At 66.3% G+C, this 23,934-nt stretch carries 20 protein-coding genes; 3 read left to right on the top strand and 17 right to left on the bottom strand.

The genetic code is table 11. From position 1 onward, the window contains the following. On the top strand, positions 1 to 1,622 hold a 1,622-nt coding region (locus MAAFP003_RS29435; protein WP_207768619.1), incomplete at its 5' end, for a hypothetical protein. A gap of 72 nt (positions 1,623 to 1,694) precedes the next feature. Here the strand turns inward: MAAFP003_RS29435 and MAAFP003_RS27095 are convergent. From MAAFP003_RS27095 to espM, 14 genes are all read right to left on the bottom strand, one after another. Beyond that, positions 1,695 to 2,429, bottom strand: coding sequence for a hypothetical protein (locus MAAFP003_RS27095; RefSeq protein WP_096290663.1), 735 nt, complete (start codon positions 2,427 to 2,429; stop codon positions 1,695 to 1,697). A 101-nt stretch (positions 2,430 to 2,530) separates the two neighbouring features. Continuing rightward, on the bottom strand, positions 2,531 to 4,099 hold the full coding sequence (gene eccD, locus MAAFP003_RS27090) for a type VII secretion integral membrane protein EccD (protein ID WP_096290662.1): 1,569 nt from the start codon (positions 4,097 to 4,099) through the stop codon (positions 2,531 to 2,533). Positions 4,100 to 5,591: 1,492 nt separating this feature from the next. After that, the gene (locus MAAFP003_RS27075; protein WP_090597907.1) at positions 5,592 to 5,885 is read right to left on the bottom strand and encodes a WXG100 family type VII secretion target; all 294 of its coding nucleotides are present in this window, start codon (positions 5,883 to 5,885) and stop codon (positions 5,592 to 5,594) included. A 43-nt stretch (positions 5,886 to 5,928) separates the two neighbouring features. Beyond that, complete coding sequence (locus MAAFP003_RS27070) at positions 5,929 to 6,240, bottom strand: WXG100 family type VII secretion target (protein WP_096290659.1); 312 nt, start codon at positions 6,238 to 6,240, stop codon at positions 5,929 to 5,931. 88 nt (positions 6,241 to 6,328) lie between these two features. Continuing rightward, on the bottom strand, positions 6,329 to 7,573 hold the full coding sequence (locus MAAFP003_RS27065; RefSeq protein WP_096290658.1) for a PPE family protein: 1,245 nt from the start codon (positions 7,571 to 7,573) through the stop codon (positions 6,329 to 6,331). A 278-nt stretch (positions 7,574 to 7,851) separates the two neighbouring features. Continuing rightward, a complete protein-coding gene (gene eccCb / locus MAAFP003_RS27060) occupies positions 7,852 to 9,606 on the bottom strand; it encodes a type VII secretion protein EccCb (RefSeq protein WP_096290657.1) in 1,755 nt (584 codons plus the stop codon). Continuing rightward, a complete protein-coding gene (gene eccCa, locus MAAFP003_RS27055; protein WP_096290656.1) occupies positions 9,603 to 11,888 on the bottom strand; it encodes a type VII secretion protein EccCa in 2,286 nt (761 codons plus the stop codon). The genes eccCb and eccCa overlap by 4 nt, the downstream gene beginning before the upstream one ends. Continuing rightward, the gene (gene eccB / locus MAAFP003_RS27050) at positions 11,888 to 13,330 is read right to left on the bottom strand and encodes a type VII secretion protein EccB (protein ID WP_096290655.1); all 1,443 of its coding nucleotides are present in this window, start codon (positions 13,328 to 13,330) and stop codon (positions 11,888 to 11,890) included. Before eccB ends, eccCa begins: the two co-directional genes overlap by 1 nt. Positions 13,331 to 13,333: 3 nt before the next feature. Further along, positions 13,334 to 15,055 (bottom strand): type VII secretion AAA-ATPase EccA, encoded by a 1,722-nt coding sequence (gene eccA, locus MAAFP003_RS27045; RefSeq protein WP_096290654.1) that lies wholly within the window; start codon positions 15,053 to 15,055, stop codon positions 13,334 to 13,336. Then, positions 15,052 to 15,660: a DUF2694 domain-containing protein gene (locus MAAFP003_RS27040; protein ID WP_096291453.1), complete on the bottom strand. Its 609-nt coding sequence runs from the start codon at positions 15,658 to 15,660 to the stop codon at positions 15,052 to 15,054. The genes eccA and MAAFP003_RS27040 overlap by 4 nt, the downstream gene beginning before the upstream one ends. Positions 15,661 to 15,691: 31 nt before the next feature. Continuing rightward, positions 15,692 to 16,570 (bottom strand): ESX secretion-associated protein EspG, encoded by an 879-nt coding sequence (locus MAAFP003_RS27035; RefSeq protein WP_096290653.1) that lies wholly within the window; start codon positions 16,568 to 16,570, stop codon positions 15,692 to 15,694. Continuing rightward, positions 16,570 to 16,884, bottom strand: a complete 315-nt coding sequence (locus tag MAAFP003_RS27030; RefSeq protein WP_096290652.1) for an ESX-1 secretion-associated protein — start codon at positions 16,882 to 16,884, stop codon at positions 16,570 to 16,572. The genes MAAFP003_RS27035 and MAAFP003_RS27030 overlap by 1 nt, the downstream gene beginning before the upstream one ends. Positions 16,885 to 16,956: 72 nt before the next feature. Further along, a complete protein-coding gene (locus MAAFP003_RS29320) occupies positions 16,957 to 18,189 on the bottom strand; it encodes an EspA/EspE family type VII secretion system effector (RefSeq protein WP_165796500.1) in 1,233 nt (410 codons plus the stop codon). Between the two features lie 340 nt (positions 18,190 to 18,529). Then, positions 18,530 to 19,651: an ESX-1 type VII secretion system transcriptional regulator EspM gene (gene espM / locus MAAFP003_RS27020; RefSeq protein ID WP_096290651.1), complete on the bottom strand. Its 1,122-nt coding sequence runs from the start codon at positions 19,649 to 19,651 to the stop codon at positions 18,530 to 18,532. A 443-nt stretch (positions 19,652 to 20,094) separates the two neighbouring features. On the opposite strand from espM, the gene MAAFP003_RS27015 reads away from it, so the two are divergent. After that, positions 20,095 to 20,376, top strand: coding sequence for a WhiB family transcriptional regulator (locus tag MAAFP003_RS27015; protein WP_096290650.1), 282 nt, complete (start codon positions 20,095 to 20,097; stop codon positions 20,374 to 20,376). 163 nt (positions 20,377 to 20,539) lie between these two features. On the opposite strand, the gene MAAFP003_RS27010 is transcribed toward MAAFP003_RS27015, so the two are convergent. Together MAAFP003_RS27010 and MAAFP003_RS27005 are read right to left on the bottom strand one after the other, a co-directional pair. Further along, the gene (locus tag MAAFP003_RS27010; protein ID WP_096290649.1) at positions 20,540 to 20,989 is read right to left on the bottom strand and encodes a nitroreductase family deazaflavin-dependent oxidoreductase; all 450 of its coding nucleotides are present in this window, start codon (positions 20,987 to 20,989) and stop codon (positions 20,540 to 20,542) included. Between the two features lie 23 nt (positions 20,990 to 21,012). Further along, positions 21,013 to 21,849, bottom strand: a complete 837-nt coding sequence (locus tag MAAFP003_RS27005) for an NAD(P)H-binding protein (protein ID WP_096290648.1) — start codon at positions 21,847 to 21,849, stop codon at positions 21,013 to 21,015. Between the two features lie 106 nt (positions 21,850 to 21,955). On the opposite strand from MAAFP003_RS27005, the gene sigI reads away from it, so the two are divergent. Further along, positions 21,956 to 22,840, top strand: a complete 885-nt coding sequence (sigI, locus tag MAAFP003_RS27000; protein WP_096290647.1) for an RNA polymerase sigma factor SigI — start codon at positions 21,956 to 21,958, stop codon at positions 22,838 to 22,840. A 28-nt stretch (positions 22,841 to 22,868) separates the two neighbouring features. On the opposite strand, the gene MAAFP003_RS26995 is transcribed toward sigI, so the two are convergent. Further along, entirely contained in the window at positions 22,869 to 23,915 is a 1,047-nt protein-coding gene (locus tag MAAFP003_RS26995; protein WP_096290646.1) for a MinD/ParA family ATP-binding protein, read from the bottom strand. Positions 23,916 to 23,934 lie beyond the last annotated feature (19 nt).

Raw genomic sequence — 23,934 nt, 5'->3', positions numbered from 1 at the left:
GAGTAGCTCCGCCACCGCCCACCCCGGGCGGTGGCGGAGCTACTCCTGCGACTCCGGGGGGTGGCGGGCTCGGACCGCTGACGCCCCCGCTGGATGGCGGCGGTCTGCAACCGACGCCGGGACCGTCTCCGGTCGGACCGACGCCTGCCCCGCCCGGTCCAGCCGGGCCCGTCGCTCCGGCGGCCCCGCTCGGCCCGGCCGCTCCCGCGGTGCCGTTGAGTCCGGCGGCCGGATTGCCCCAGCCGGGTGCGGGCCCGGCGGCCGGCGGACCCAAGGGCGTGACGCCTGCTGCGGCATCGGGGGCCGGCGTGATGCCGGCATCGGTGACGCCCGGCGAGGAAGCGGCAGGCGCGCATGCCGGCGCGGGTGGTGTGCCGACCGGCCCGATGGGCGGCGCCGGCGGTGCCGGTGGAGCGGGCGGATCCGGGGGCAGCGGTGGGCCCGGCGGCAGGTCGGGTGCCCCAGCCGCGGAGAAGGGAGCCGCCGACAAATCGGCCAGTTCGCGACCGGCCGCTACCGCCCGGGGTTCGGGCAAGAGCAAGCCTCGCGCGCAACCGATGCATCCCGATCGCGCCGAGGTCGGCGAAGCCATCGTGACGACGGCCGCGGCGATTCCGGTTTCGGCGGCACGCATCGAGCGCGACGCACTCGCCGCCGCCGCGACTGCCGACGCGGCCCGTCGCGCCGGGCCCGATCCGCTGCAGTTGGCCCGCCGTATCGGCGCCGCGCTCAACGCGCCGGACATGGGCGGTACCGACCTCGGCTTCTTCTGGGTGACCGGGGTGACCGCCGAAGGCGCGATTGTGGTCGCCAACAGCTACGGGCTGGCGTACATCCCCGACGGGGTGGAGTTGCCGGAGAAGGTTTACCTGGCCAGCGCCGACGAGACGATTCCCGCCGGCGAGCGGGCGCGCTGGGCAACCTATCCGGTGATGGCCGTGCAGGGCTGGGCGGCCCACCACGAGATGGAGTTGCGGGCGATCATCGGCACCGCAGAGCAGTTGGCCAACTCCGATGCCGGGGTGGCAACGATTGTTCTGCAACCCGACGACATCCCGGACACCGGCGACATGATCGGCCGGCCTCGGCTGGCGGTGGTGGATTCCGAAGCGGCAGAACGGCTGGCCGCGACGCCCGACACTCGTTTGGCCGACCTGCTGCCGCCGCCCCCGGAGGGGGCCGAGCCGGCGGCGGAGCCGCAGCCCGAACCGCAACCGGAACCGCAGCCCGAGTCCGCTCAAGTGGTGGAGCCCGAGGCCGCGGAGGTGCTCGTCACCCCGGGTCCGGGGCGGGTGCGGATGGGTGACTTGCTCGCCCAGATGCCGCTGCCGTCGGCCGACGCCGGTGCACCAGCGCCCAGTGCACCGTCGGACGATCGTTTCATGCTGTGGTTCGAGGTGATGAAGCCGATGGCCAGCGATGCGAGCGGCCGCCAGGCCGCGCACCTGCAGGCGTTCCAGGCCTACGCGGCGCACGCCGAAGAGGTTCTCCTGAAGGAAGCGCACACCACGATCGACCCGGACGACCAACGCACCGCGGTCGCCGACTGGATGTACTGGAAGTACATCGGCGAGCTGGTCAACGCCGCCTTGGCTGAGGCGCCCGTGCTCGCGCCGGCGTAGCCGGACCATCCACTAAAACAACCGGGCCCGGGCCAAAGAGCCCGGGCCCGAAAGTTCAGGGGCGGCAGTCGCTTAGATCCCGATCTCGGATTGCGTCGTCTCCGGGCGACCGGCGGCCGGTGCCTCGACGGGAGCGCTACCGGAGCCCGCCGCGCCCGCCGCGGCGCCGTCGGTGTCCTTCGTTGTCGCGTCGACTAATCGCGATTCGCCCGCGGGTGCGTCGTCGGGCTTGGCGGTGTCGTCTTTTTTGGTGTCGTCGGCCAGCTTCGCCGGCGCCGCGCTTCCCATGCCGCTGCCTGCCTGCTGCGCGGTCGACATGACCGTCTGCAGGCCCTGGGAAAGAGGTTGCACCGCCTGACCCATCGCAGCGAACTGACTGAGGTCGGTCGGCGTCGCCGGGCGGGGCTTCTTGTCGTCTTTCTTGCCGTCTTTGTCGTCGGGCTTCTTGTCGTTCGTCTGGGCACCCAGCAGTGTGGACGCACTTGCGGGTTGGTCCGTCCCACCGGGTTCGGAAGCAGCCAAAAACTGCACCTTGCTGACGTTCTCGCCAAGTCGCTGGTCGGTCTGGGCGTACATGTCGGCTGCCGTGACGATCTTCGAACCCGTATTGGTAAGGGCCGCTTGGGCTTCCGGCAGCCCCTTCACCACGGGCGATTCGATGATCGGCAACGTCTCGTTGATCGCGGCCGACACCGAATCGGTCCCGGGTGCGGTCATCGGGGGCGGGGCGGCGGGTAGCTGCTGATCGCGAACGGCGACGCCCGCGGCCTTGAGACGAGCGGGATCAACCACCAGTGGTTCAGTCATCGTTCGGCTCCCTTTGCGTGCCGGTTATCAGACAAATTTTACCGAAGGAGCCGCAGGCCAAGTGCAGCAATATTGCCCGGCACGCGGCGGCCTCATCCTTCTCAGAATTGGATATTGCGGACGGTGTCGTAGACGCCGGTGATCCACAGCAACAGCGGAAGGATCGCCGCGACCACGGCCCCGTCGAACAATTCCAGCGTCCGCTTCATCACCGGCGTAATACGGCGAATCCCGGCTGCCGCGCCGACTACCGTCAACGCGACCAAGGCGGTGACCAACAGAATGAGCACGAACCAGCGGGCGTTCGTCGGATACCAGATGCTCAACCGAATGGTCACCCCGATGGGAATCGCGACCGTGGCTGCCAGCAACGACCACGCGCACCAGGGCTGCGCGTAGAGGCGAGACCTGAACGCACACATGACCGTGACCAGACCGGCCACCACCAAGCTGTGCACGAAGAAGTGTCCCCGCACCAGGACCCCGATGACACCGGCAACGAGAACCAGGGTGCCGGCCGTGATGAAACCGGTCAGCAGCTGCTTGGCCACCTGGCTGCGTTCGGTCAGCCGGGCGGCCGAATGGGGTACCGACGCGATGATGGCCTGCCACGTCCGGGTTTCTTTGTCGTCGGGTGCCTCTTCGCCCGCAATGGGATCGAGCAATTCCTCGTGTTCCACGGTCTCGCCGGGTGCCGGGATAGGCGGCAGCGCGATCCGCGCGAAGACGACGGTCAACTTGGCGGCATTCGTCACCGTGAACAAACCGAACACGATCGCCAGGGCCGGAACCCATTGCTGCCAGCCGTACCCGTAGGCGAAGGCGGCCGCGGTCAGTGTGATCGAGGTGACCGCTGCGAACGACGCCAGCTCGGTACGGTGACGGGGCCCGCCACGGGTGATCAGCGTCAAGAACAGCACCGCCGCGGCGCCGGCGGCGAGCTGTGGCGGCCCGAACGAAGTAGTCATCCCGCGCGGCCGCGGGATGGCCATCGCCACGGCTACCACGATCAGCGGGAACGCCGTCGCCAGCAGGCTCTCCGACAGGTTCGGATTCTTGTAGAACCTGTTGGCCGCCCAGCTGCCCAGCAGCACAATCAGCCCCGCAGTGCCCATCCCGACCGGCCACCACAGATGGTGTCCGTTGGCCACCCACGCCACGGCGCCGATTCCGGTCATCGCCATCGTCACGATCGGAATGGCCACCCCGACAAAGCGGTTCAATGCCTTGCGGTCGAACTCCGGCGACTCGTCGAGTACCGCGATGGCATCGATGACGTCCTCGACGAGGGGGCGGTACCGCTCGGTGCGACTGACAGACACCAGCGTCAGCAACGACCCGTCGACGACGACGGCGTCATCCAGCGATTGATCCGCGGGCAGCGGCGGGGCGCCCGGGCGGGCGAACGTCCACGCGCCCTGCGCGGCGAAGTCGAAACCGGCGAGCACATCCGCGGGCGTCTCGCCCAGGATTTCCGCCAACACCGCGACGGTGTCGTCGATGTAGGTCTCTATCGCCGCCGAAGAGGGCAGCACCACATCGGTCAGCCGTCGGCCCGTCAGGATCGTGACCCGGGTTGTCGAGGGCTTGGCCGGGGCCGCGCCCGCGGGAGCCGGGGCGGCTGCGGCTCCCGCACCGGCAGCAGAATCAGTAGCGGTGGGCGCGCTCAACGACGTTCACTCCTGTCGAAATCGTCGGACAGTGCGGCGGCTAGTTCCAGGATCCTACGCTTGTAGACGGGGTCGAGAAGGCCTAACTGGATCTCGGTGCCGGCCGCGATGTGCTTGTCCCACGGCAACACGATGACCCGACCCGGTTGAACGTACTGCTCGAATTGCCGTGCCAGCTCGGTGACGGCGATATTGGTATCTCCCGGTGACACATGGTTGATCACCACACACGCGCGGGCCAGCAGGTCCTGGTGGCCGTGATTTCGCAACCAGTCGATCGCGACCGCGGCTTGCCGGGCGGCGTCGATCGACGCGCTGGTCACGATTACCGCTGCCGACGCCGTCGAGAGCACACCCCGCGTGACCGGGTCGAACAGGCCGGCGCCGCAGTCGGCGAGCACCAGGTTGTAGAACTTCGACACCGCCTCGGCTGCGTAGTGCCAGTCCGCCTCGCTGAATGCGCGCCGTGCCGTGCTGTAGTCCTCGCCCGGAAGTACTTCCAGATTCACCGCATTGGCACTGGTATGCGCACGGATGTCGTTGTAGTGAGTTAAGTCTTTGTCGGACAACAAGTCTGCGATGGTGGCGTCGGACTGACGCCCGGCGCGGTCGGCGAGGTTTCCGCAACTGGCATCGGCATCGAAAGCCAGAATGCGATCACGGCGGACCTGCGCGTAAACCGAACCGAGGGCGACCGTCACGGTTGTCTTGCCGACTCCGCCCTTCAAGCCCAATACCGCGATCTGATACGAACCCCGGGGACTGCGGCGAACGCGATTGCGTAGGTCCAGATCGTACTTCTCGTCGCGTGACAGACCCACGTTGATGCGCGTCAGCTTGTGGACCCACCGTCGCCAACCCCGGCGCGAAACCATCCGGGTCTTCGACTTTTTCGAGGGCTTAACGCCGATCTTCGAAGTTGCTCCCGGCTGATCGGCGATCGGGTGTGCTGAGGCCGAATCCGGTTGCACCGCACCGCGTTGCGTCGGCGGCATCTGCGGCGGGGCGCGATGCGGCGCCGGCCCGGCCGGAATCTGTCTCTTATACAAATTTTCGAGCCCACGAGACGCTACGCTATCTCGGATGGCGGCCTCCGTTTGAAAAAAAAAAATAATACATAGGGTGCAAGCGTTACTCGGAATTACTGTGCGTAAAGCTCAAGAGCCGCTGCGGGTCGGGCCGGGCCGACGGTGCCGGCGGGTCCCAATCGACCGGCATCGGCGGCGCAGCCGGGGCGTCGGGCTTGGCACCCGCCGGGTTAGGTGCCGCAGCAGCAGGGGAATCGACGTCGAAGCCGGCGTCGATATCGAAACCCGAATCCGCTGCGTCGTCCGGGATTTCGCCCCCCGTGGGCGGCTGAAAGAGCCGGTCGTAGTCGGCCCCCATGAGCACCCCTCAAAAGTTCAATTCAGACGCCGAAAACACGAGAAGAGGCGAGTTCTCCCATGCGGTTGAACTCGCCTGATCCCGTGTTTCGGCGTCGTTTGCCGTTCTAACCGCCGAACATGCCGCTGACGCCGTGCTCGGTGCTGGCCATCGCCGCACTGGCCTCGGTGATGGTGTGCGACAGCGACTGCAGCGAGTTGTTGAGTTCGTCAGACTTGGTCTGCCAGTCGTTCTGCACGGCCTGGTAGGCCTCCGAACCGGAACCGCCCCAAGCCTCGGCAAGCTTGGCGAGGGACTGCTTTCCTTCGTCGAGAAGACCCTGAACGGTCTGCACCGACGACGCGATGGAGCTGGCACCGGCCTCGATGCCGCTGAAATTCCATGACTGAGCTTCCGACATGATTTGTCTCCGTTTCTTTCTAAAGCTGAGGGGTTAGGTGGGCTCAGAAGCCCATGTTGCCGGCGGTCGAGTGCAGGTTGGAGGCCTGCTCTTCGTTGGCGCGCTGGTACTGGACGCCGGCGTGGCTGATCTTCTCGTGAATGTCGGTGAGCGCCTTGATCTGCGCGTTGCCGGCTTCCTGGAAGCGCTGCAGCGCGGCCTGCGCGGCCGAGCCGGCCTGGCCGGTCCAGTGGCCGGCGAGTTCGCCGCCGGTGTGCTCTACACTCTTGATGACACCCTGAAGCTCGCCACCGATCCGGTCGAAGTTCCCGGCCTCGGCGCTGAGGGTACTGGCATCAGTTTTCATTTCTGCCATGTTGAACTACTTTCTGTGTGCTCTGTCCTCGCCAAGTGATGGCAAGTCTTCCGGCCCGGGCGGCCGGGAAGTCTGTTGTGGTGGATGCTCACCAGTCGTCTCCGTCGTCGATGCCGTGCAGCTCGTCGTAGTGGAGGTTGGTGCCTTCTTCCTCTTCGCGCGCAAGCGCGACCGGGGCCGCCATCCCGGCCCTGGAACCAGCGCTGGATTGGGCGCCGGCACCCGCACCGAGCGGCGCGGCGCCGGTGCCCGCCGTCGAGCCGGCGCCCGCGCCGGCAGGCGCGACGACTGCGCCGGGCTTGTCGAGCAACTGGCTCATCATCGACGTGCGGGGTCCGCTCAGGCCGGAGCCCGGAAGCTGCTCCGCGTGCATCAGCCCCATGCCGACGCTCGGGCCCGAGCCGCCCAGCAGCGGATGCGACGACAACGGCGGTGCCCCGATCAGACCCATCTGCGCGCCACCCTTACCGAGCTCGCCGCCGACTTTGCCGCCACCCACGGTGAGGTCGCCCAAGGTTGAACTGCCCATGCCGCCGGACTGACCGGCCATCGATGTCAGTTGCTGCAGCGGCTGCATGAGTTGCTGCATCGGTCCGCTCAGCTGCCCCAGCCCGTTCATCAACTGCGAAACCTGGTTCACCCCAGAGGGTGTGGGGGTCAGATCGTCGTCGCCGGCGGCGTCCTTGGCCGCCTGGAGCAGAGTCGAGGAACCTAAGCTACCGGGGTCGGCGGCTTCGTCGGACAGCGAGTTCAGCAGCGCCGCTGCCCCGGCCTGGGCCTCAGCTTCGGCAGCCGCGTCCATGCCCGGTGCGAGGATCGGTGACATCTCGGGAAGCGGTTCGAAGACGGTGTTGGCGGCGGTCTCGGCGGCATAGACATCCATCACGCCGCCGGCCTGGTTCCACATCCGGACGAAGTAGTCCGCCTCGTTGAATCCGATCGGCATCGTGTTGATGCCCAGGAAGTTGGTGGCCGTCAGGACCGTGTGGGTGATGTGGTTCGTCGCGATCTCCGGCAGCGACGGCGTCATTCCCAACGCCTTCACGTAGGCGGCGGCCTGTGCGGCGGCCTGCATGCCGCGCTTCTGCGCGGCCGCCGCGGCAGTCTGCAACCACGTGACCATCCGCGCGGCCGCGGCCGTCGCGCGCTCGCTGCCGGTTCCGGTCCACGCTCCCGACAGAGCGGTCATGCTCGCGGCCAATTCGGCGGCCTCGGCCTCCAGGCTGGCGGCCAGCGCCTCCCAGCCCGCGGCGGCCTGGAGCATCGGCGAAGGACCCGCGCCGGCCATCAGCCGTGCGGTGTTCAGCTCCGGTGGCATAGCGTGCCACAGCATGCTCGGTCTCCCTTGGTACGAGGTATGTGGTGCGTTAGTTCTCGGGGTCTGCTGTTACACGAAAGTTTCGCTCGTTCGAACAATGCGGGGTGGGGCGCATTTTGGCCGGCCCTCCTCGAATTACACGTGAACGAATATCAAATTCTGAGTAAACGCAAACCATTCTGTCGCAGTGAAAATCTTAATCGCACAATGCAGTCCCCGGCGCGGTTTATCGCGTTTCGGTTCCGGCTCCCGTAATGAGCGTTGGGATAATCCTAACCGCCTGCTCCAGGTGGTCAGTGCACTTCTTCTGGGGGATCGATGTAGGCGGCCTGGATGACGTCCTTGCCGTCGGGTGTCACGAGAATTCCCTGGCCAGGGGGCCGACGCTTGACCTGAAACTCCCTTGAGGGGAAGTCCGCCTTGTCGCCGGACAGCAGCAGCGTCGGAGACCCGGCACCATAGGCCGCGCCGACGAACTTGTCCATGGTCGACTTATACGCGTGGCTCATTTGGCAGGTAACGATGATGTGCAATCCGATATCTGAAGCGGCCGGTAACAATGGAGCCAACGGCATCATTGGAGGCATCCCTCCGGACGCGCCGACGATCATGTGCCAATCGTCGACCAAAAGCACAAGATCGAATCCCGTCCACCACGACCGCGACCGCAACTGGGAGGCGGTCAGATCGGCCGGCGGTAACCGCTTTTGTAGGTTGATCGCGAGCGCTTTGATCGACTCGTCCAGCGACTGAGCGTTGCGGTTGATGGCGCCCGCGGCGAGTAGGTGGCTTTCGGGCACCGCGTCCAGTAGTCCGGACCGGTAGTCGGCCAACATGAAGCGCACTTGGTCTGGACTGTTGCGGGCACAGATGGCGCGGGCAATGGCATGAGCAATGGTTGTCTTGCCCGACTTGGCCGCACCGAAGATCAGGATGTGGTTCGCCGCGTACAGGTGGGCGTACGCCGGCGTCAGGTCCGTCTCGCGGACGCCGACCGGGATCGTCCAGCGAGTGCGGTAGTCGGATTCCGGCCCGGGTGGTTCCGGATCCAGTTCGTACAGATGGATGCGTTCGGGCAGCACCCTGACCCGGGGTGCTTCCTCGGTGGTGTGGGACGCGATGTGGTTCACCGCGACCGTGAGTGCCTCGACCAGGCCGTCGGTGCTGTTGACGCCGTCGAGTCGGGGCGCACCCATCATCAGGTGGTGTTTCTCGATCGACATGCCCCGGCCAGGGCGGTTCGCCGGAATATCCCGGGTGGCGCGGTCCAGCTGGGTGTCGTTGACATCACCGAGCCGGAACTCGATCTTGGTGCCGAGGTAGTCGCGTACCCGTGACTTCAATTCCGTCCACCGCGGCGTGGTGATGATGGTGTGGATGCCGAACGACAGGCCCTGCGCGGCCAGGGTCTGGACGTTCGCCTCCAGGTCGGGGAATTCGGCGACGAACGCCGGCCATCCGTCGATGACCAGGAACACATCGCCGAACGGATCGGCGGCCACGGGTTGGCTGGGATCCGCGCGCAATTCGCGGTAGCTCGCGATCGAGCCGACCCGGTGCTCCTTGAAGGTGGCTTCTCGCTGCCGCAGAACGGCTTGCACCTCGGCGATCACGCGCATCACGCGATCGGGTTCCGACCGGGTGGCCACCCCACCGACGTGCGGCAGATTGTCCAGATACATCAACCCGCCACCGCCGAGGTCGATGCAGTAAAACTGGACCTGTCGCGGGGTATGGGTGACGGCGGCCGACAGAATCAGGGTCAGCAACAGCGTGGACTTCCCGGTCTGCGGTGCACCGCCGATGCCGATGTTGCCGCCACCGCCGGAAACGTCTACGCCCCAAGGTTCTTGGAGATGCCGGCGCGGCTCGTCCATGATTCCGAGCGGGAAGTACAACGGTCGTAGCTCGGCGCGCTTGACCAGTTCGTCTACGGCGGTGGGATGAGTCAACGGCGGCAACCACATCTTGTATGCCCGCGACTCGACGGTGCTGAGTTGGTCCAGGATCACCTCGCTCAGCGGTTTCCCCTTCGCCTCGGTGCTCATGCCGGCACCCCGCCGTGCGCGGCCGGTGCTTGCGCATCGTCGAGGTCTTCAAGAATCGGAGCCGCGGTGAATTGCCGAATTTGCATACCCCGCGCGCCGGGCCGGGCGCCGTCGACTTTTTCGGCCTCGCCGTTGGTCTCGGTGTGCACCGGCGGAACGTAGGTGGCACCGGTGTACAGCGTGCTGAACTTGACCGGGTCTTCCATGCCGACCCGCAAGAACCCGACGCCGCTTTCCTTGTTGGTGATGTACTGCGCCTCGGGCGTGCCGATCACCGACTTGGATTCATGAGAGCTGGTGGTGCGCAGCGCGATCCGGTAGGTGAGGTTGGGCTCCAATTTGTCGATGCGCGCCCCACCGGTCTGTAGCGACTGGGTGGCCAGCAACAGATGCACCCGCAGTGAACGGCCCACGCGGCAGATCCGGTCGAACAGCCCGACGAAGTCCGGGTGACTTTGCAGCAACTCGGCGAACTCGTCGACGACGACGAAAAGCGTTGGCAGTGGCTTCAGGTCGGCGCCACGCTCCCGGTACTTCTCGTATTCGGCCACACCGGACAGCGCCCCGGTCGCACCGACCTGGATCCCGGCCTGGCGCAGCAAGTTCTGCCGCCGGTCCAGCTCGCCGGTCAACACCTCACCCATCCGGCCGACGAGCTCGGCTTCCTCGGCCATGTTGGTGATGACCGCCGCGGTATGCGGAAGGTTTTCCATGCCCAGGAATGTCGAGCCACCCTTGAAGTCGGTGAGCAACAGGTTCACCTGGTCGGGGTGAGTGATCGATACCAGCGACAGGATGAGGGTGCGCAGGAACTCGGACTTTCCCGACCCGGTGGTTCCGATCAGCATGCCGTGCGGCCCACCGCCGAATTCGGCACCCTCCTTGATGTCCAGCGTCATGATTTCGCCGGTCTTGAGCTGGTGACCGAATGGGATCTTGAGGCGGTCAAGATCCTTGTCGGCGAACATCTTCCAGCGTGCCGGCGTGATGTCCTCGACGCTTTTCGCGCCCACCAGCTGGTAGAACTCGGTCGCCACCTTCTTCTTGGCGGCCCCGGTGCTGGCCTTCTTGTCGATGATGGTGCCGGTGATCGACCACCCGGCCAGCTTCCTGGCGATGCGTGCCGCCTGCGGCGCCGACATGTGGTCGGTGCTGGCCGTCACCTGGCGGAACTGCTGGCCGGGCAGGCGGTCGTCGGCAGTCCCGTCCGCGGCCACCCTGATCCGATAATTCGAGCCGCGATGGTTGCCCAGCGTGAACACCGTGACGCCGGCCCTGCCGTCCGGCGGGACCCCCGCCTTGCCGCCGGTCAGATCCACGACGACGACGTAGGGTCCGCCCGGCGTCGAATCCGGTGAGTGTGGGCCGCGGGCCGCGAGATCGGAGAGGCTTTCCGGGTGGGCGGAGATCATCCGGACCGGTCCGGCCGCGTCGGTGTCGGTCGGATGCTGCACGTGCGGAAGCCATTTCAGCCAGGACCACTCCGGATCATCCGGCGTCTCGGTGAGCACCCGGATGGCCAGCAGGTCCGGCGGATGGAACACCGCCAGGTGACAGATCATGGCCGTGAGCAATCCGGCCGCCCCGGCCGGGTCGCCACCGATGGCGATGGTCGGAAATGTCCTGAGCTGCAGCAGTTTTGGGCAATCATGGATCAGGCCGTGGGTGCGCAAGAATTTGACCGCCCACATGTTGGCGACCGGCTCCAAATACGGCTGAGGTGCTGCGGTCGGGCCCGCCAGCTCGCCGCCGACCGACGGCTTCATCAGCCGGTCGACCGCCGGCTGGTCACCGATTCCGATGCGGGTGGCCGCGTAGAAATCGGCGCTGGCTGGGCGCGACCACTGCCGGGGTGTGCCGATGATCGACAGCAGATCGTCGGGGTGGGGTGCGTGATAGCTGAAGAAGGCGACCTGCGCGGTGGCAGACGACGTCACCCGGGGGCGAAGTCCCGCCAGATACCGCAGGTACTCCTTGCGGTCGGCGTTGATCTCGGGCACCTTCTTGCCACCGCCGCCCCCGCCGGCGCCCACCATGCTCAACGACATCATGATCATCATCAGCGGCGTCATCATCATGTACGGAGACAGCGCCTTGGTGCCGGTGAACACCATGATGCCGATCATGCCGAGCATGCACACACCCATCACATAGGGCATGACCCGCTGGACAAAGCTGGGCGGGACATCGACACCGAGGTCCTCGGGCGGTACGACGGCGATCTCGCCCGGCGTCAAGCGGGGACCGCGGGTTACCGATGGGGTGAACTTGCGTGTCGTCATCAACCAGCTCCGGGCGCTGCGGGTAACTTTCGCGGGCTCGGGTCGGCGGGCAGCGTGTCGTGCTCCAGCAGGGCGGCTTCTTTGGACAGCACCGGACCGTCGACCAGTAGTCGAATGATCTCCCATGGCGCGGGCTTTGGCGACTGCAGACCCAGCGAGGCGGCCGCCTTCGGGTCGGATATCCCGTACCGCACGCCCTGCGGGTCGACGTAATACAACGATTCGCCGTACCGGGGATCCGGGGACTGCAGCTGCAAGTACTTGCCGCCGTCGATGTAAACCGTTGCCGGACCCTGGATCTGCTTGATGCCCTGGCCCATCACCGACGTCGGCACCGGCAGATGCCGACCGGTCACCACCGCCGTCCGGGGATTCTGCTCACCGGGCTTGCGTTCCCACGTCCAGCACAGCACCGGTTCGTTCGGCCGGTTGACGATCTTGATCGACTGGTCGGGCAGCGGTGAGTTGTACACGCGTTCGGGGATCCTGACCACCAGACTCGAAACCACCGACGGCGGCTCGACCAGTCCGTGCGACTGGGCGGCGCGCAGCGCCACCGCGGTGTTGGCGTTGATGGGCGCGACGCCGTCGGGCAACACCACGAAATATTGCGGCCCCGACTGGGCATGGATCTGGAACACCGACCCGATCACCAGAAAGTCAGGCAGCCCAAGGGTATTGGGCGCACCGTCGTCCGGGATCGGGGTCAGCTGCCAGGATCCACCGTCGGGCAGCGCATTGAACACGGCGGTGGACAGTGGGCTCGGTTTGGCGTTCACGGGTATGCCCACCGCCGAGGTGAGAGTGCGGTCGGCCAGGTCGGTGGCGTGCCGGCCGGTCGAGGTGATGATCCAGTCTTTGCCCTGGTAGTAGGCCAGCAGCGCCTCGTTGGGCTGCAGGGCATCCACGGAGGAGTCCAGCGACAGCGGCATCGCGATCACCGACGTCTGGACGGTCGGATTGATGGTCTCGGCCTTGGTGACGGTGTCGCACAGTGCCCACACCGACGCCGAGTCCGACGACACCGGCGTGGCATAAGGAGCGCCGGGAATGCCGACCGTCTGGCCCCTGGGGAACTTGCCCAGCTCAGTGGCTTTCACGACGGTGGGCTCGGCGGGATTGCCCAGTACCAGGCGTGCCGATGTCAGGTTGTAGACGGGATGCAACTGCCCGGACACCATCAGGTACAGCTGGTTGGTGGAACGGTCGACGAACAAGTTGCCGCCGCCGAGCTTGCCCTGCGGCTTGAAATACGCCATCGCCAGGGCGCCCACCAGGAACAGCACCGAGATGACGATGCCCAGCGCCGCCGCCCGCCCGTAGAAGGACAGCGGGTCGTCGAACATCCGGGTGTCCCGGCGAACAATGGCATGCTCCAACCGCCGCAGCAGGAAGCGCCAGCCACTGACCTGGACCTTGGTGGTGAGCCGAAACCCCGCCATGCGCTACTCGGTGACGGCCAGCCGGGCGTGCACTGATGCCACCGCCTCGGCCATGTCTTCGCCGTTGATCTCACGCAGGAAGTCCGCGTCGAGTTCCTCGAAGTCGACCGCTTGAGTCAAGCGCATGTCACGGTATTGCTCTGCGGCCTCCACCATTTGTCGCGCATAGCGTCCGTTGCCGGCGATGTCCAACGCGGCTTTGCCGCGTACCGTCCGCTGGCTCAGCAGCTTCGCCGCCTCCAGCAGGTTCTCGGCCGCCTCCACGCTGAGCTCCGAGTCGTTGTTCTTCGCAATGACTTTCGCGATTTCGAGAATCTCCTCGGGGGAGTAGGAGTCGAATTCGATACGGGTGGCGAACCGTGACCGCAGTCCTTCGTTGGTCTCCAGAAGTCTATCGATGTCGTTGCTGTAACCGGCGATAATCACCACAAGACGGTCTCGGTCGTTTTCCATCCGGGCCAGCAGCGTGTCCAGCGCCTCTTGACCGAACGGGTCCGACCGGCCCTCGCGTTCCTGAACGAGGGTGTAGGCCTCGTCGATGAACAGCACACCGCCCAGGGCGCGGTCGATCGTCTTCGCCGACTTGACCGCGGACTGTCCTTCGTATTCGGCGACGAAATCCTTACGTGCCGTCTCGATGAGTTTCGGTTCCTGGATGACGCCCAGACCCGCCAGGATGTTGGCCACCACGCGGGCTATGGTCGTCTTGCCGGTCCCGGGCGGCCCGGTGAAGATCATGTGCTTGCTCGCCTGTGCGACCTTCATGCCGCGCGCGGCACGAACTTTGGCCATCTGGGTCGCGGCGCGGTAGCGCTCCACCTGATCCTTGACGCGAGTCAGCCCGATCTGCCGGCGTAGCTCCGTCTCCGCCTCGGCGAGCAGCTTTTCCCGCCCCGAGGTGTCGGCCACGACACTTGCCGCATCCCAGGGATCTGTTCGGGCGGCGATCTGCTCGGCGCTGGTGGTCGCCAGGCGGTAAGACGGATCCTTCAGTGCCGCAGTAACTTTGGGGCTCGGATGGGTCGTCTGCAACCATTCCAGCAGGGCCACCGCGGCTTCTTCGTTGCCCTGGCCGCGGCGAGTCATCGCCAGGTACCAGGCAATGGCCTGCGCGCACGCCTCGCCCGCGGGCGACGAGTTCGCCTCGGTCAGGCGGCGCTCGGCTTCGGTGAACAAGCCGAGATTGGCGGCCGCGACTCCATGTGCGACGCCGGCGGCAGCAGCCAGAAACGCGTCGGGCCACTTGCCGGCGGCTCGGACTTCGTCGATGACCTCGGTCCAGCGCTGCCCTTCCCCGTAGACCACCGCCTTGGTCCACGACAACAGGTGCTCGGCACCGGAGGTCGGGCTGGCTTCGACGGCTTCCAGGGCATCCGCGTAGTTACCCGCCGACGCTTCGTTCACCGCGAAACCGATCGTGATCGCCAGCGGTGAATTGACCGGATACGTGATGTCGCCGTAGAGGCCGCCGATCGGAACCCGGGCACCCAGGGCGCTCATCGAGACCTGGGCAGAGCCCGACAGCTGCCCGAAGTACTTGCGCGAGTACCAGGCCCGGAACAATGTCACCCGGTCGTTGTCGCCGCACCGGATCCGGCCGACCCATGCGTCGCATGCGGTCTCGTCGTAGTTCGTGATCTCGGTGAACAGGTCAAGCGCCCGCGACTCCGAGACCGGCAGCATGCCGACCGCGCTTTCGAACAGGCCGGCCAGATGCTCGCTCATTTATCGGCGGCGTAGCGCACGGCGAAGACTTCGGCCTGTGCCGTCTCAGCCTGTTCCTCCGTCGGTAACCGCATGCCGGTATCCACGAAGTCACGCAGCAGCTGGGTGCTGTCCAAGCCCATGTCGGTGAGTTGTTGCAGCCCCGCGTTGTCGGCGGCACTGTCCATGACGTAGGTGCGCTGCCCGGCCAGCCCTTTTTGCCGCGCCAACTCGGCCAGCACCACGATCTCGTCGGCCAGCTCGTCCTCGGTCAGGTTCGTCGCCTTCGGCGACAGCTTGACCCGCTGAGTGCGGCCGTCGATGAGTGCGGACACCGACACCGTCTCGGGCGGGTTGGTCACGGTGAACTGCTGGACGCCTTCCTCTTCGTCCTCGTCGTCGTCGGAAGGCTCGGTTGTCGCGGCGATGGCCTCCAGCTCGTCGTCGGCCTCTTCGGGCTCGGTCGGCGCGTACGCGTCCAGGGCGTCGGCCTCCGACTCCTCGCTGCTGTCGTGGGCGGCGGAGAAGTCCAGGGCATCCCCGTCATCGTGGCCGTCGTCGGATCCGGACTGGTAGGAGGAGAAGTCCAACGCGGAGAGATCGTCGTGCTCATCATGCTGGGACATGGGATCCATCTTTCATTGGTAGCGGCAGAGATCAGCCTCGGTACGAGGCGTGAGTGTGATCGGTGTGCGCGGACTCGTCATCTGAAGTGTGATCGAGCCAGGTGCGCGCGGGGAGGAATTCCAGCAGTCCGTCTAGTGTCCGTTGCAGATTTTCTTGGGAACCAGGCAGAAAACTTCCATACAGCTCGCCGTGCACGCGGCGGGGCAGCGACACCAGTCGGCCCAGCGGTGAGTCGAGGATGCCGGCAGCGACGTCGGTGTGGGTGCAGGTGCCGCCGGAGTGACGCTCGCTGGCGATGATCTCCACCCAGCTATCCGGGTTGCCGACGATCTCGGCGTAGATGCGGGCGGTGGCCGGCGCGATACCGAGGTTCGCCAGGTGTGCCGCCGTAGTGCATTCGGCCAGTTCGCTCGCCACACCGGTCAGCGGTTCGACGTTGGCCGGCGTCGCCGGGCCCAGCACGGCGGTCACCATGCCTGCCAGACCCACCTGCGCCGCCACCAGTTGGAGCGCGATCAGCTCGCCGTGCCGAGCGGCGATGACATGACGATCGCCCTTGCGGCACACCGCAAAACGCACCATCACGCCGTCGCCCATATCGCGGCGCCACCACCGGCCTTCCAGGGTCCGGTCGGGCCTGCTGAGCGTGTCGATGATGGCCGTCACGGTCGGGTGGGGCTGGCCCAGTTCGTTCAGCACCCCTTGCTGGGTCAGGTCCTTCTCCACCTGGTCCCAGACAAGTTTGCGTAGATCGTCTTGCGGGATGTTCTGCCGGATCCCCAGGGCCGCTGGGAATTCGATCAGGTGCAACCGGTCGGCGATCACCAGCATGCCGTCGATAGTCACCTCGACGCCGACTACGTCGTCAACAAGACCGGCGCGGCCGGCGGCGAGGGGACCGGTTGTCATTATTTGTCGAGCAGTTGCTTGTTGAGGTTGCCGGCCAACTCGCTGTCGACACCCTCATACGCCGACTTGGCGGTGCGCAGCTTTGCGGCCATCAGCAGGCTGGCGTCTCCCAGGGCTTTGCCCGCGGTCTTGCGGATGCCCTCGATGGTGTCGAAGGCACCATTGGAGCACCCGCTGATGACGCCGTGCGTAAGCCAGCAGTTGCTTCCGGTGCCATTCAGGGCGTCGGCCCCCGCCTGGGCATCCTTCTGTGCGGCTTCCTGTTTGGTCGCCAGCGTCTCGAGGATCGCTGGTGAGACGAGTAGATTTGCCATTGGTTGGTCTCCTTAACGTTCGAATTTCGCGCTATGGCGTTGGCCCGCCATGTTTTTGACGCGCGAGTGCTATCAAAGGACGCGTTCGCGGCCGGCTGCTGCCGGTGCGGCGGCCGGTGCCGCAGCAGGTGCGGTGGCATCGACGGGTGCACGCTCGCTGCCTCCGTCTTTACCGGCTGCGGCACCTGTTTCAGCGTCCCGCTTGGCGTCGTCTTCCTTCTTCTTGTCCTCGTCGTCCTTGACGTCGCTGACGTCGCTAGCCGCGGCCGGGGCGGCGGCAGCCGCGGGAGCGGCGCCCTTGGCGGACTGGGCCAGCGACTGAATTTGTTGCATGCCCTGGCCGAGCGTCTGGCCGACCGTGCTGAGCCCCTGCGACGCCTGCCCGATCTGGGCCAGGCTGGGCGGCGTGAACGCCGCCGGTGCCGGAGTCGTCTTGTCGCCCTTGGCCGGAGTGTCCGTCTTGGTGTCCGAGGTCTTCGCGGCGGCGGCTTTGTCGCTGGAGGACTGCAGCAGCGCCTTCTGCTCCGGCGCAACCTTGTCGCCCGCTTCGGCGGCCAGCTTGTTGACCGACTTCCCGGTGGACACGAAGGTGTAGTCCGTCAGGCCGTCGGAGACGGCGCGGAAGCCGGACAACTGCGACGAGGTGTCCGCCGCAACCTTGCCGTCGATCTTGTCGAAGGTGCCCGCCAGCTGCGTGCCCACATCTTTACCCAACTGGACGTATTGCTGACCCAGGGTCGCGCACTGGTTGGAGATGCTCATCGAACTGGACAGGGTCAGCATCTCGACGACGAAGACGGCGGCACAGCACGCGAAGGCGGCGATGATCTGCCACGCCTGCGATATACCCGGACCCGCGATCGGGATCAGGTAGAGGGCCAGGGCGATACCCGCGGCGGCGGTCAGCACGGCCACGTTGACCGTGCAGCACAGGTGTGCCTGCTTGACCTCGCTCGCCTGCTTGCTCAGGTAACCCTTCAGGGTCTGGTCGTACGTCTTGAACGTGTCGACGAAACCCTTGAGCGTGTTCACCTGGTTGATGTAGGCCGTCGCCGCGGCGCCGCTCCAGTCCCGCGGATCCGGAATGGCGCCGGGGTCCAAGTCCTTGAGGAACAGGTTGAGTTTGTCCGCAGCGGTGGATACGGCGGACCCGGAGTTGGGGGATCCAAATCCGTTGAGCAAGTCCACGATTGTGACGGCCAGCGCCGCGGCATCGACAATGGCCGTCGGCGTCGGCAGTACTTTTGTTCCGCTTTCTTTCAACGCCTTTGCCAGAACCGCGTTCTGCTTGCCGGCGTAGATCATCCCTTTACCGAGGATCGTGGCGGCGCTCGCACCAAGGTTGGCCCAGTCCCCAGCCGAGGCAGCAGTAACGCCAGATCCAAAACTCTTCACACACGTCGCTAAATCTGTTGCACCGTTAAGCCAAGCCACGTCGGTGTTTCCCTTCAAGCTCGCAGATCCTGTGCACCGATCCTGTGCACGGTAGAACGAGCCTAACAGCGCTCAGAGCGGGTCCAGTGCACGAATTTTTCGGCTAGGCAACAGCTTCCACCACCCGGCGTTCGGCCGCCACGGTAAACATTGCGGCAAGGTTGCCGAAAAGCGAACAATGAGAATTGGTGCTGCCGGCGACCCACGAAAATCAGTTGATATGGCCTATCAAAGTTTCGATCGCGGCCGTTACGTGCGCGGGCAAAGGCTCCTCGTCCTCGGCGCGCACAATCATTTCTTCGTCGACGCCGGCGGCTTGCGCAATTTCCAGCGTCGAGAGGTTAGCCCGGCGCCGGGCCGCATACAAGCGTTGCGCCAGCGGGGCATCCGGAGCGTTCGCCCCGAGCGTCATCAATTCGTCGCGGTGCCGGCGAACCGCACTCAGCGCCTTTATCAATTCCGGGGTAATTTGGCTGATCCTGGTGGCCCGCACGGCGATCGCCTCGAGCTGCCGCAGATCGGCGAGGATAGGGGCCGAGCGCTCGGTGAACTCGGGGTCCTCGGCCGGTGGTAACGCCGAGATGGCCAGACTGCACCCGTCCACGGCGGCGACGACCGCCTGGGCGATCAGCGACGCTGCGCCGTGAGCCTCGGGGCTGTCGACCGTCGCCGGACCGTCGGCCGGTGCGGCTTGCGGGGCGGTGTCGTCCGCCGCGACCGGCTCCCCATGGCGGATCCGATCGATGGTTCCGGCAGGCCACTGCAGGACTTCCTCGAGCTTCGCGCGGGTCCGTTCGCGCGGCCAACTGCGGCCCTTCTCGAAAGCAATCAGCGCGCCCGCGTTGATGATCCCATCCGACGCGAGGCTGCGCTGGCTGATGTCGAGTTCGCGACGGCGAGCGGCAGCGGCGGCTCCGGCGCGAACCACGCCCGGATCCAGATCGATTGGCGCGATGTTGTCCCCCTGCTCATCGGAATCGTTAACCCCTTGCTGGTCAACGGATTTCGGCGGCCTGACGACTTCAAACGTCAGGACTTTCCCCGCGGTGGGGTCCCCGAACCGGACGATCGTCTTGTCGGTGATCGTCACGGAGGTCTGTCGTAGTCCGTCGACGAACATGCCGCTCGGGCTGCTGTCGACGATGCGCCACTCCCCATTGGCGGCTTCGGCTCGCAAGTGCTCCTGCGAGATCTGTGGATCATCGATCTGTACGCCGGCCTGAGGTTCGCGGCCGATGGTCACCACGCCCCGGTCGGGCTCGATCGCGTGTGATGTGTCGCCGCTGTGCACCACCAGCAGAGCTGGTCGGGCGGTTGAGGCGGCGCTGGACATCGTCGGTGATTCCTCGCTCACTATTTGCCTGGCGGCGGGTGCCCGCCATCAGGAGTCTAACTGCTGCACCCGTCAAATTCTATCGCGCCGCTACAGTTCAGCGCCAAATTGTTACGGAACAAGCCTGCACACAGCGCCGCGGGGTAACCGTGGTGTAAACGCATCACCGCTACAGTTTGTTGTCCGGCGCGCCCGACGCCGTTCGTGGCGGCGGCGCTTTTTGGCGTATGACCTGCTCGGCTCCACCATTGGGGCACCGTTTCGCCGCAGTTTCCCACCAGTTCAGCGAGGTGAAGCCTGCGGCGCGTGAGATATGGCCGTAGCGCCTGCATACCGGCTCGAACTGAAAACACAGCACCAAACTGTTGCATCGCGACGGTTAGTGCTATACCCTTTCTAGTCATAGGACGCAGAACTGCAACGCTTTCTGGAGGAACGTAGCGATGACCGCAACAACTCTGTACAACATCCCGTTGGGCGCGTGCACCCAGGACCCGGACCGCTGGACGACCGCCCCCGATGCCGAGGCCAAGGCCCTGTGCCGGGCTTGCCCGCGCCGGTGGCTGTGTGCCCGCGATGCTGTCGAGTCAGCGGGTGCCGAGGGCCTGTGGGCCGGTGTCGTGATTCCCGAGTCGGGCCGCCCGCGCGCGTTTGCCCTGAACCAATTGCGGTCGCTGGCCGAGCGCAATGGATACCCGGTACGCGAGACGGCCAAATCGGCCTGACTCCGGCTTCCTGAGACGCGTCCGCAGTTGAACAACGTTCGGACCGAAGTGGAAACACTTGAGCGGCTCCATCTTTGGAGCGCCCCACTCGGATAGCCCGGACCAGCGAACAGACAGCGCGAGAACCAGCCACGGTTCTCGCGCTGTCTTGCGTTTCAGGACGCTACGTTGAAACGGCCGGGTCGAAGCGAAAGACGCTGAGCCGGCCCGCTAACGCCTCGAATTCGTCGGACGTCCCGTCGCGCACCATTCCCGAACGTTTGGCGAACGACACCCCGACCGGCACCCTCTTCGGAAACTCCCGCAGCACCGGACGCGCCTGTTCGGCCGTCAGCTCGACGATCCGGACCTCCCGGGTTCGTCGGCCTCGGCTCAGGGTGCCGGTACCGGCGGCGCGGGCGTTCGCCGCCCAGTCCGCGCCCGGGTAGCCCGCGACGACGTAGAGGCCGCCCTGGAATTCAAACGGTGTCATCGGGGTGCTGCGCGGTTGGCCGGACTTGCGGCCCGGCACGGTGAGCACCATGGCCGGGCCGGTCGGTATCCCCAGTTTCTGCACCGCCATCATCACCTTGTTCATCGGCTTGAGGTAGCGCGGCGGCTGTGGTTCGGACATGTCGGAATCTCCTTATCTGGGACCTAGCTCGTGTACAGGTCTTGGTGCTCGGACACCCACTGCGCGAAGGACTGTGGCGCCCGGCCGAGGATTTTCTCGGCGTCGTGCGTGACGAGCGCCGGATGGTCCAGCGTTTCGGCGAGCATGGCCGTATACGCGTCGCCGAACTCGGCACCAAAACCCAACTCGATGAAGCGCTGCCGCACCGCCTGCACCGGAATTTCGCGGTACTGCAGCCGGCGCCCCAGCACCGTGCCGATAATCGCCACCAGTTCTGCGTTCGTCAGCGCGTGGGGACCGGTTAAGGGAACCCGTTGACCGACCAATTCCTCGCCGAGCAGTGCGCGCGCCGCGACGGCCGCGATGTCGCTCTCGACGATCGGAGCGGTCGACGCCGCGGCATACGGACCGGCCACCACATCGCCGGCGCGAATCTGTGCGGCCCACATCCCGGCGAAGTTCGTCGCGAAGACGGCGGGCCGCAGGCTTACCCATGCCAGGCCCGAGTCGACGGCCAGCCGCTCGACCTCGCGGTTGCGGTCGCCGCGACAGCGCGATGGCTGCCGTGAGAAGTCGTCATCGGCGTTGATCGCCGACAGCGCAACCAGTTTGGCGACTCCTGCGCTTCGGCATTCGGCCACGACGTCGGCGAGACTTTCACCGAGGGCACGCGAGTTCAAGAACACCGCCGATGCTCCCGGCAGCGCGTCGCGCACCGAGTCGAGCACCTCGACGGGGGAGGGAAACGCGGCGCGATTCGGGGTGCGGGTGATGGCGCGCACCCGTGCGCCCGCGGCGACGAGCTCGGCAACGAGGGGGCGTCCGACGTTGCCGGTCGCTCCGGTTACGACGATGGTCATGGTGTTCCTCCTGAAAGTCGACGATCTTCATCAACGACGGACGCGGAGGCGGGAAAGTTACAGTCGGTACACGTAACTTTTTCCGGGACCAGATCGTCGATGTTTCATGAATCAGTCGCAACCGCCAACGGAGCAGCTTGCCGATGCTTGGCGTCGTCACCGCCCCTACCTGGTCAATCTGGGCTATCAAATCCTCGGTGACGTCGGAGACGCCGAAGATGTTGCGCAAGAGGCCTTTCTGCGGTTGGCGCGGACCGGGCCCGAGGAAGTCGAGGACATCCGGGGCTGGCTCACCGTCGTCACGAGCCGGCTCTGCCTCGACCAGGTCCGCTCGGCGCGAACCCGCTACGAGCGGTTGAGCGATCCCGGCCATGGCGACTCCGGCGCCGAAGTCGCCGAGTCGCGGAGCCTGAATCCGGCGGACCGGGTCACCCTCGACGACGAGGTCCGCGCCGCGTTGATGGAGGTCTTGCGACGGCTCAGCCCGGGTGAACGGGTCGCGTTCGTGCTGCACGACGTGTTCGGTGTCCCGTTCGAGACGATCGCTGAAACGGTGGGCCGCCCGGTCGGCACCTGTCGTCAACTGGCGCGGCGTGCACGCTCGAAATTCACTGCGGCACAACCCAAGACGAGTGAAGTAGCACCCGCCGAGCACCAGTTGGTGACGGACAAATTCATCACCGCCTGCGCCAACGGCGACATCGCCGCGCTGACCGCTGTGCTGGACCCGACCGTCTGGGGTGTGGGCACCGTCCTTGCCGACCCGGCGCCGTCGCCGCAGATCAACCACGGCCCGCATGCGGTGGCCACCAACCTGATGCGCTATCTGGGGCCGGGCGTCACCCTGGTCAGTGGTCCCGCCGGGCAACCGGTCGTGCTCGCGTTCGCCGAGCGCCGGCTTTTCGCCGCCATCGTGCTGACCCTGCGCGGCCCGCTCGTCAGCAAGATCGAGGCGGTTGCCGATCCGTCGGCGCGCATCGCGGCCAGCTGAGCGGACGGGTCAGCCCGCACGGTCGGGGCTAGCTAGCCCCGAAGAACCCGGCGATCAGCGCGGTGGCCTCCAGCAACTTGCGCCGGGTGGGGCGGCCCATCTCGTGCATCACGTCGATGACGCCGCCGGGTCGCAGGTGAGGGTCGTAGGGGACCTCGACCACCGGCTGTCCATGGTCGACGAACTCGCGGGCCAGCAGCGCCCGGGTGCGTTTGTCGGCGTGCCCGTCGGAGTCGTTGAGCACCACGACCGTGCTGTGCAGCAACTCCGTCATGCCCTGATCCGACAGCCATTCCATGGTCCGGGCGGCCGCGGATGCCCCGTCGGCCCACGGCGAGGACACCACGATGAGCGCGTCCAGGTCGCGCAGCACTTCCTGGGTGACGGGTGAATCCATCGTCGAGCCGCAGTCGATGACCGAGATCGTGAAGTGGCGATCCAGCCGCGACGCGGCCTCCCGGTAGATCGCGGGATCGAGCACCCGGCGGGGACCGGACGCCGGTTCGCCGGCGAGCACATGCAGGCCCACCGCGTTGCGGCCCACCCGCCCGGCGACATCGGCAAAGGTCTCGAGGTTCTTGTCGGCGGTCAACTCCCAGAACGAACTCGTCGACTGCGGATCGATCCGGCTGCTCAACCGGCCGAAAGCGGTATCGGCGTCGATCGCCACCACGTGGTCTTGCCCGCGACGCAGCTCGGCGAACAGCGACCCGACACTGGCGGCGACGGAGGTCTTTCCGACGCCGCCCTTACCCACGACGCCGACCTTGTGCTTGCCGCGAAAGCCGGTGCGGATGGTGGCTTCGAATCGGGCTTCTTCGCGTTGTGCGGGCGACGGGCCCAGCTTGACGAGGCCAAAGGTGAGCAGCCGCAGGATGCGTCGCCACCCGGTGTCGGGCAGTTCGGGTCCGCCGGTGGGCACCAGCGCGGCGTCGGGCGCCGGGATGACGGGCGCGGGAGGGGGAACCGGCCGCGCGGGTGGCCCAGCAGGTCGCGCCTGGGGAGGGGAAGCGGCGGGCGTGCTGGGCCGAGCGGGCTGCAGACGGTCCCGCAGGAATTCGTCGCGCTCGTTCATGGGCTCCTCGGTGCCGGGC

Source organism: Mycobacterium ahvazicum, from assembly GCF_900176255.2.
Lineage (GTDB): Bacteria > Actinomycetota > Actinomycetes > Mycobacteriales > Mycobacteriaceae > Mycobacterium > Mycobacterium ahvazicum.
This window is presented reverse-complemented; position numbering and strand designations above follow the sequence as displayed.

Excerpts from the sequence above, each read along its gene's own strand:
- MAAFP003_RS27095 (WP_096290663.1), bottom strand. The coding sequence starts at position 2,429 with ATGACTGAACCACTGGTGGTTGATCCCGCTCGTCTCAAGGCCGCGGGC.
- MAAFP003_RS27075 (WP_090597907.1), bottom strand. The coding sequence starts at position 5,885 with ATGTCGGAAGCTCAGTCATGGAATTTCAGCGGCATCGAGGCCGGTGCC.
- MAAFP003_RS27070 (WP_096290659.1), bottom strand. The coding sequence starts at position 6,240 with ATGGCAGAAATGAAAACTGATGCCAGTACCCTCAGCGCCGAGGCCGGG.
- MAAFP003_RS27065 (WP_096290658.1), bottom strand. The coding sequence starts at position 7,573 with ATGCTGTGGCACGCTATGCCACCGGAGCTGAACACCGCACGGCTGATG.
- eccCb (WP_096290657.1), bottom strand. The coding sequence starts at position 9,606 with ATGAGCACCGAGGCGAAGGGGAAACCGCTGAGCGAGGTGATCCTGGAC.
- eccCa (WP_096290656.1), bottom strand. The coding sequence starts at position 11,888 with ATGACGACACGCAAGTTCACCCCATCGGTAACCCGCGGTCCCCGCTTG.
- eccB (WP_096290655.1), bottom strand. The coding sequence starts at position 13,330 with ATGGCGGGGTTTCGGCTCACCACCAAGGTCCAGGTCAGTGGCTGGCGC.
- eccA (WP_096290654.1), bottom strand. The coding sequence starts at position 15,055 with ATGAGCGAGCATCTGGCCGGCCTGTTCGAAAGCGCGGTCGGCATGCTG.
- MAAFP003_RS27040 (WP_096291453.1), bottom strand. The coding sequence starts at position 15,660 with ATGTCCCAGCATGATGAGCACGACGATCTCTCCGCGTTGGACTTCTCC.
- MAAFP003_RS27035 (WP_096290653.1), bottom strand. The coding sequence starts at position 16,570 with ATGACAACCGGTCCCCTCGCCGCCGGCCGCGCCGGTCTTGTTGACGAC.
- MAAFP003_RS27030 (WP_096290652.1), bottom strand. The coding sequence starts at position 16,884 with ATGGCAAATCTACTCGTCTCACCAGCGATCCTCGAGACGCTGGCGACC.
- MAAFP003_RS29320 (WP_165796500.1), bottom strand. The coding sequence starts at position 18,189 with ATGATCTACGCCGGCAAGCAGAACGCGGTTCTGGCAAAGGCGTTGAAA.
- espM (WP_096290651.1), bottom strand. The coding sequence starts at position 19,651 with ATGTCCAGCGCCGCCTCAACCGCCCGACCAGCTCTGCTGGTGGTGCAC.
- MAAFP003_RS27015 (WP_096290650.1), top strand. The coding sequence starts at position 20,095 with ATGACCGCAACAACTCTGTACAACATCCCGTTGGGCGCGTGCACCCAG.
- MAAFP003_RS27010 (WP_096290649.1), bottom strand. The coding sequence starts at position 20,989 with ATGTCCGAACCACAGCCGCCGCGCTACCTCAAGCCGATGAACAAGGTG.
- MAAFP003_RS27005 (WP_096290648.1), bottom strand. The coding sequence starts at position 21,849 with ATGACCATCGTCGTAACCGGAGCGACCGGCAACGTCGGACGCCCCCTC.
- sigI (WP_096290647.1), top strand. The coding sequence starts at position 21,956 with ATGAATCAGTCGCAACCGCCAACGGAGCAGCTTGCCGATGCTTGGCGT.
- MAAFP003_RS26995 (WP_096290646.1), bottom strand. The coding sequence starts at position 23,915 with ATGAACGAGCGCGACGAATTCCTGCGGGACCGTCTGCAGCCCGCTCGG.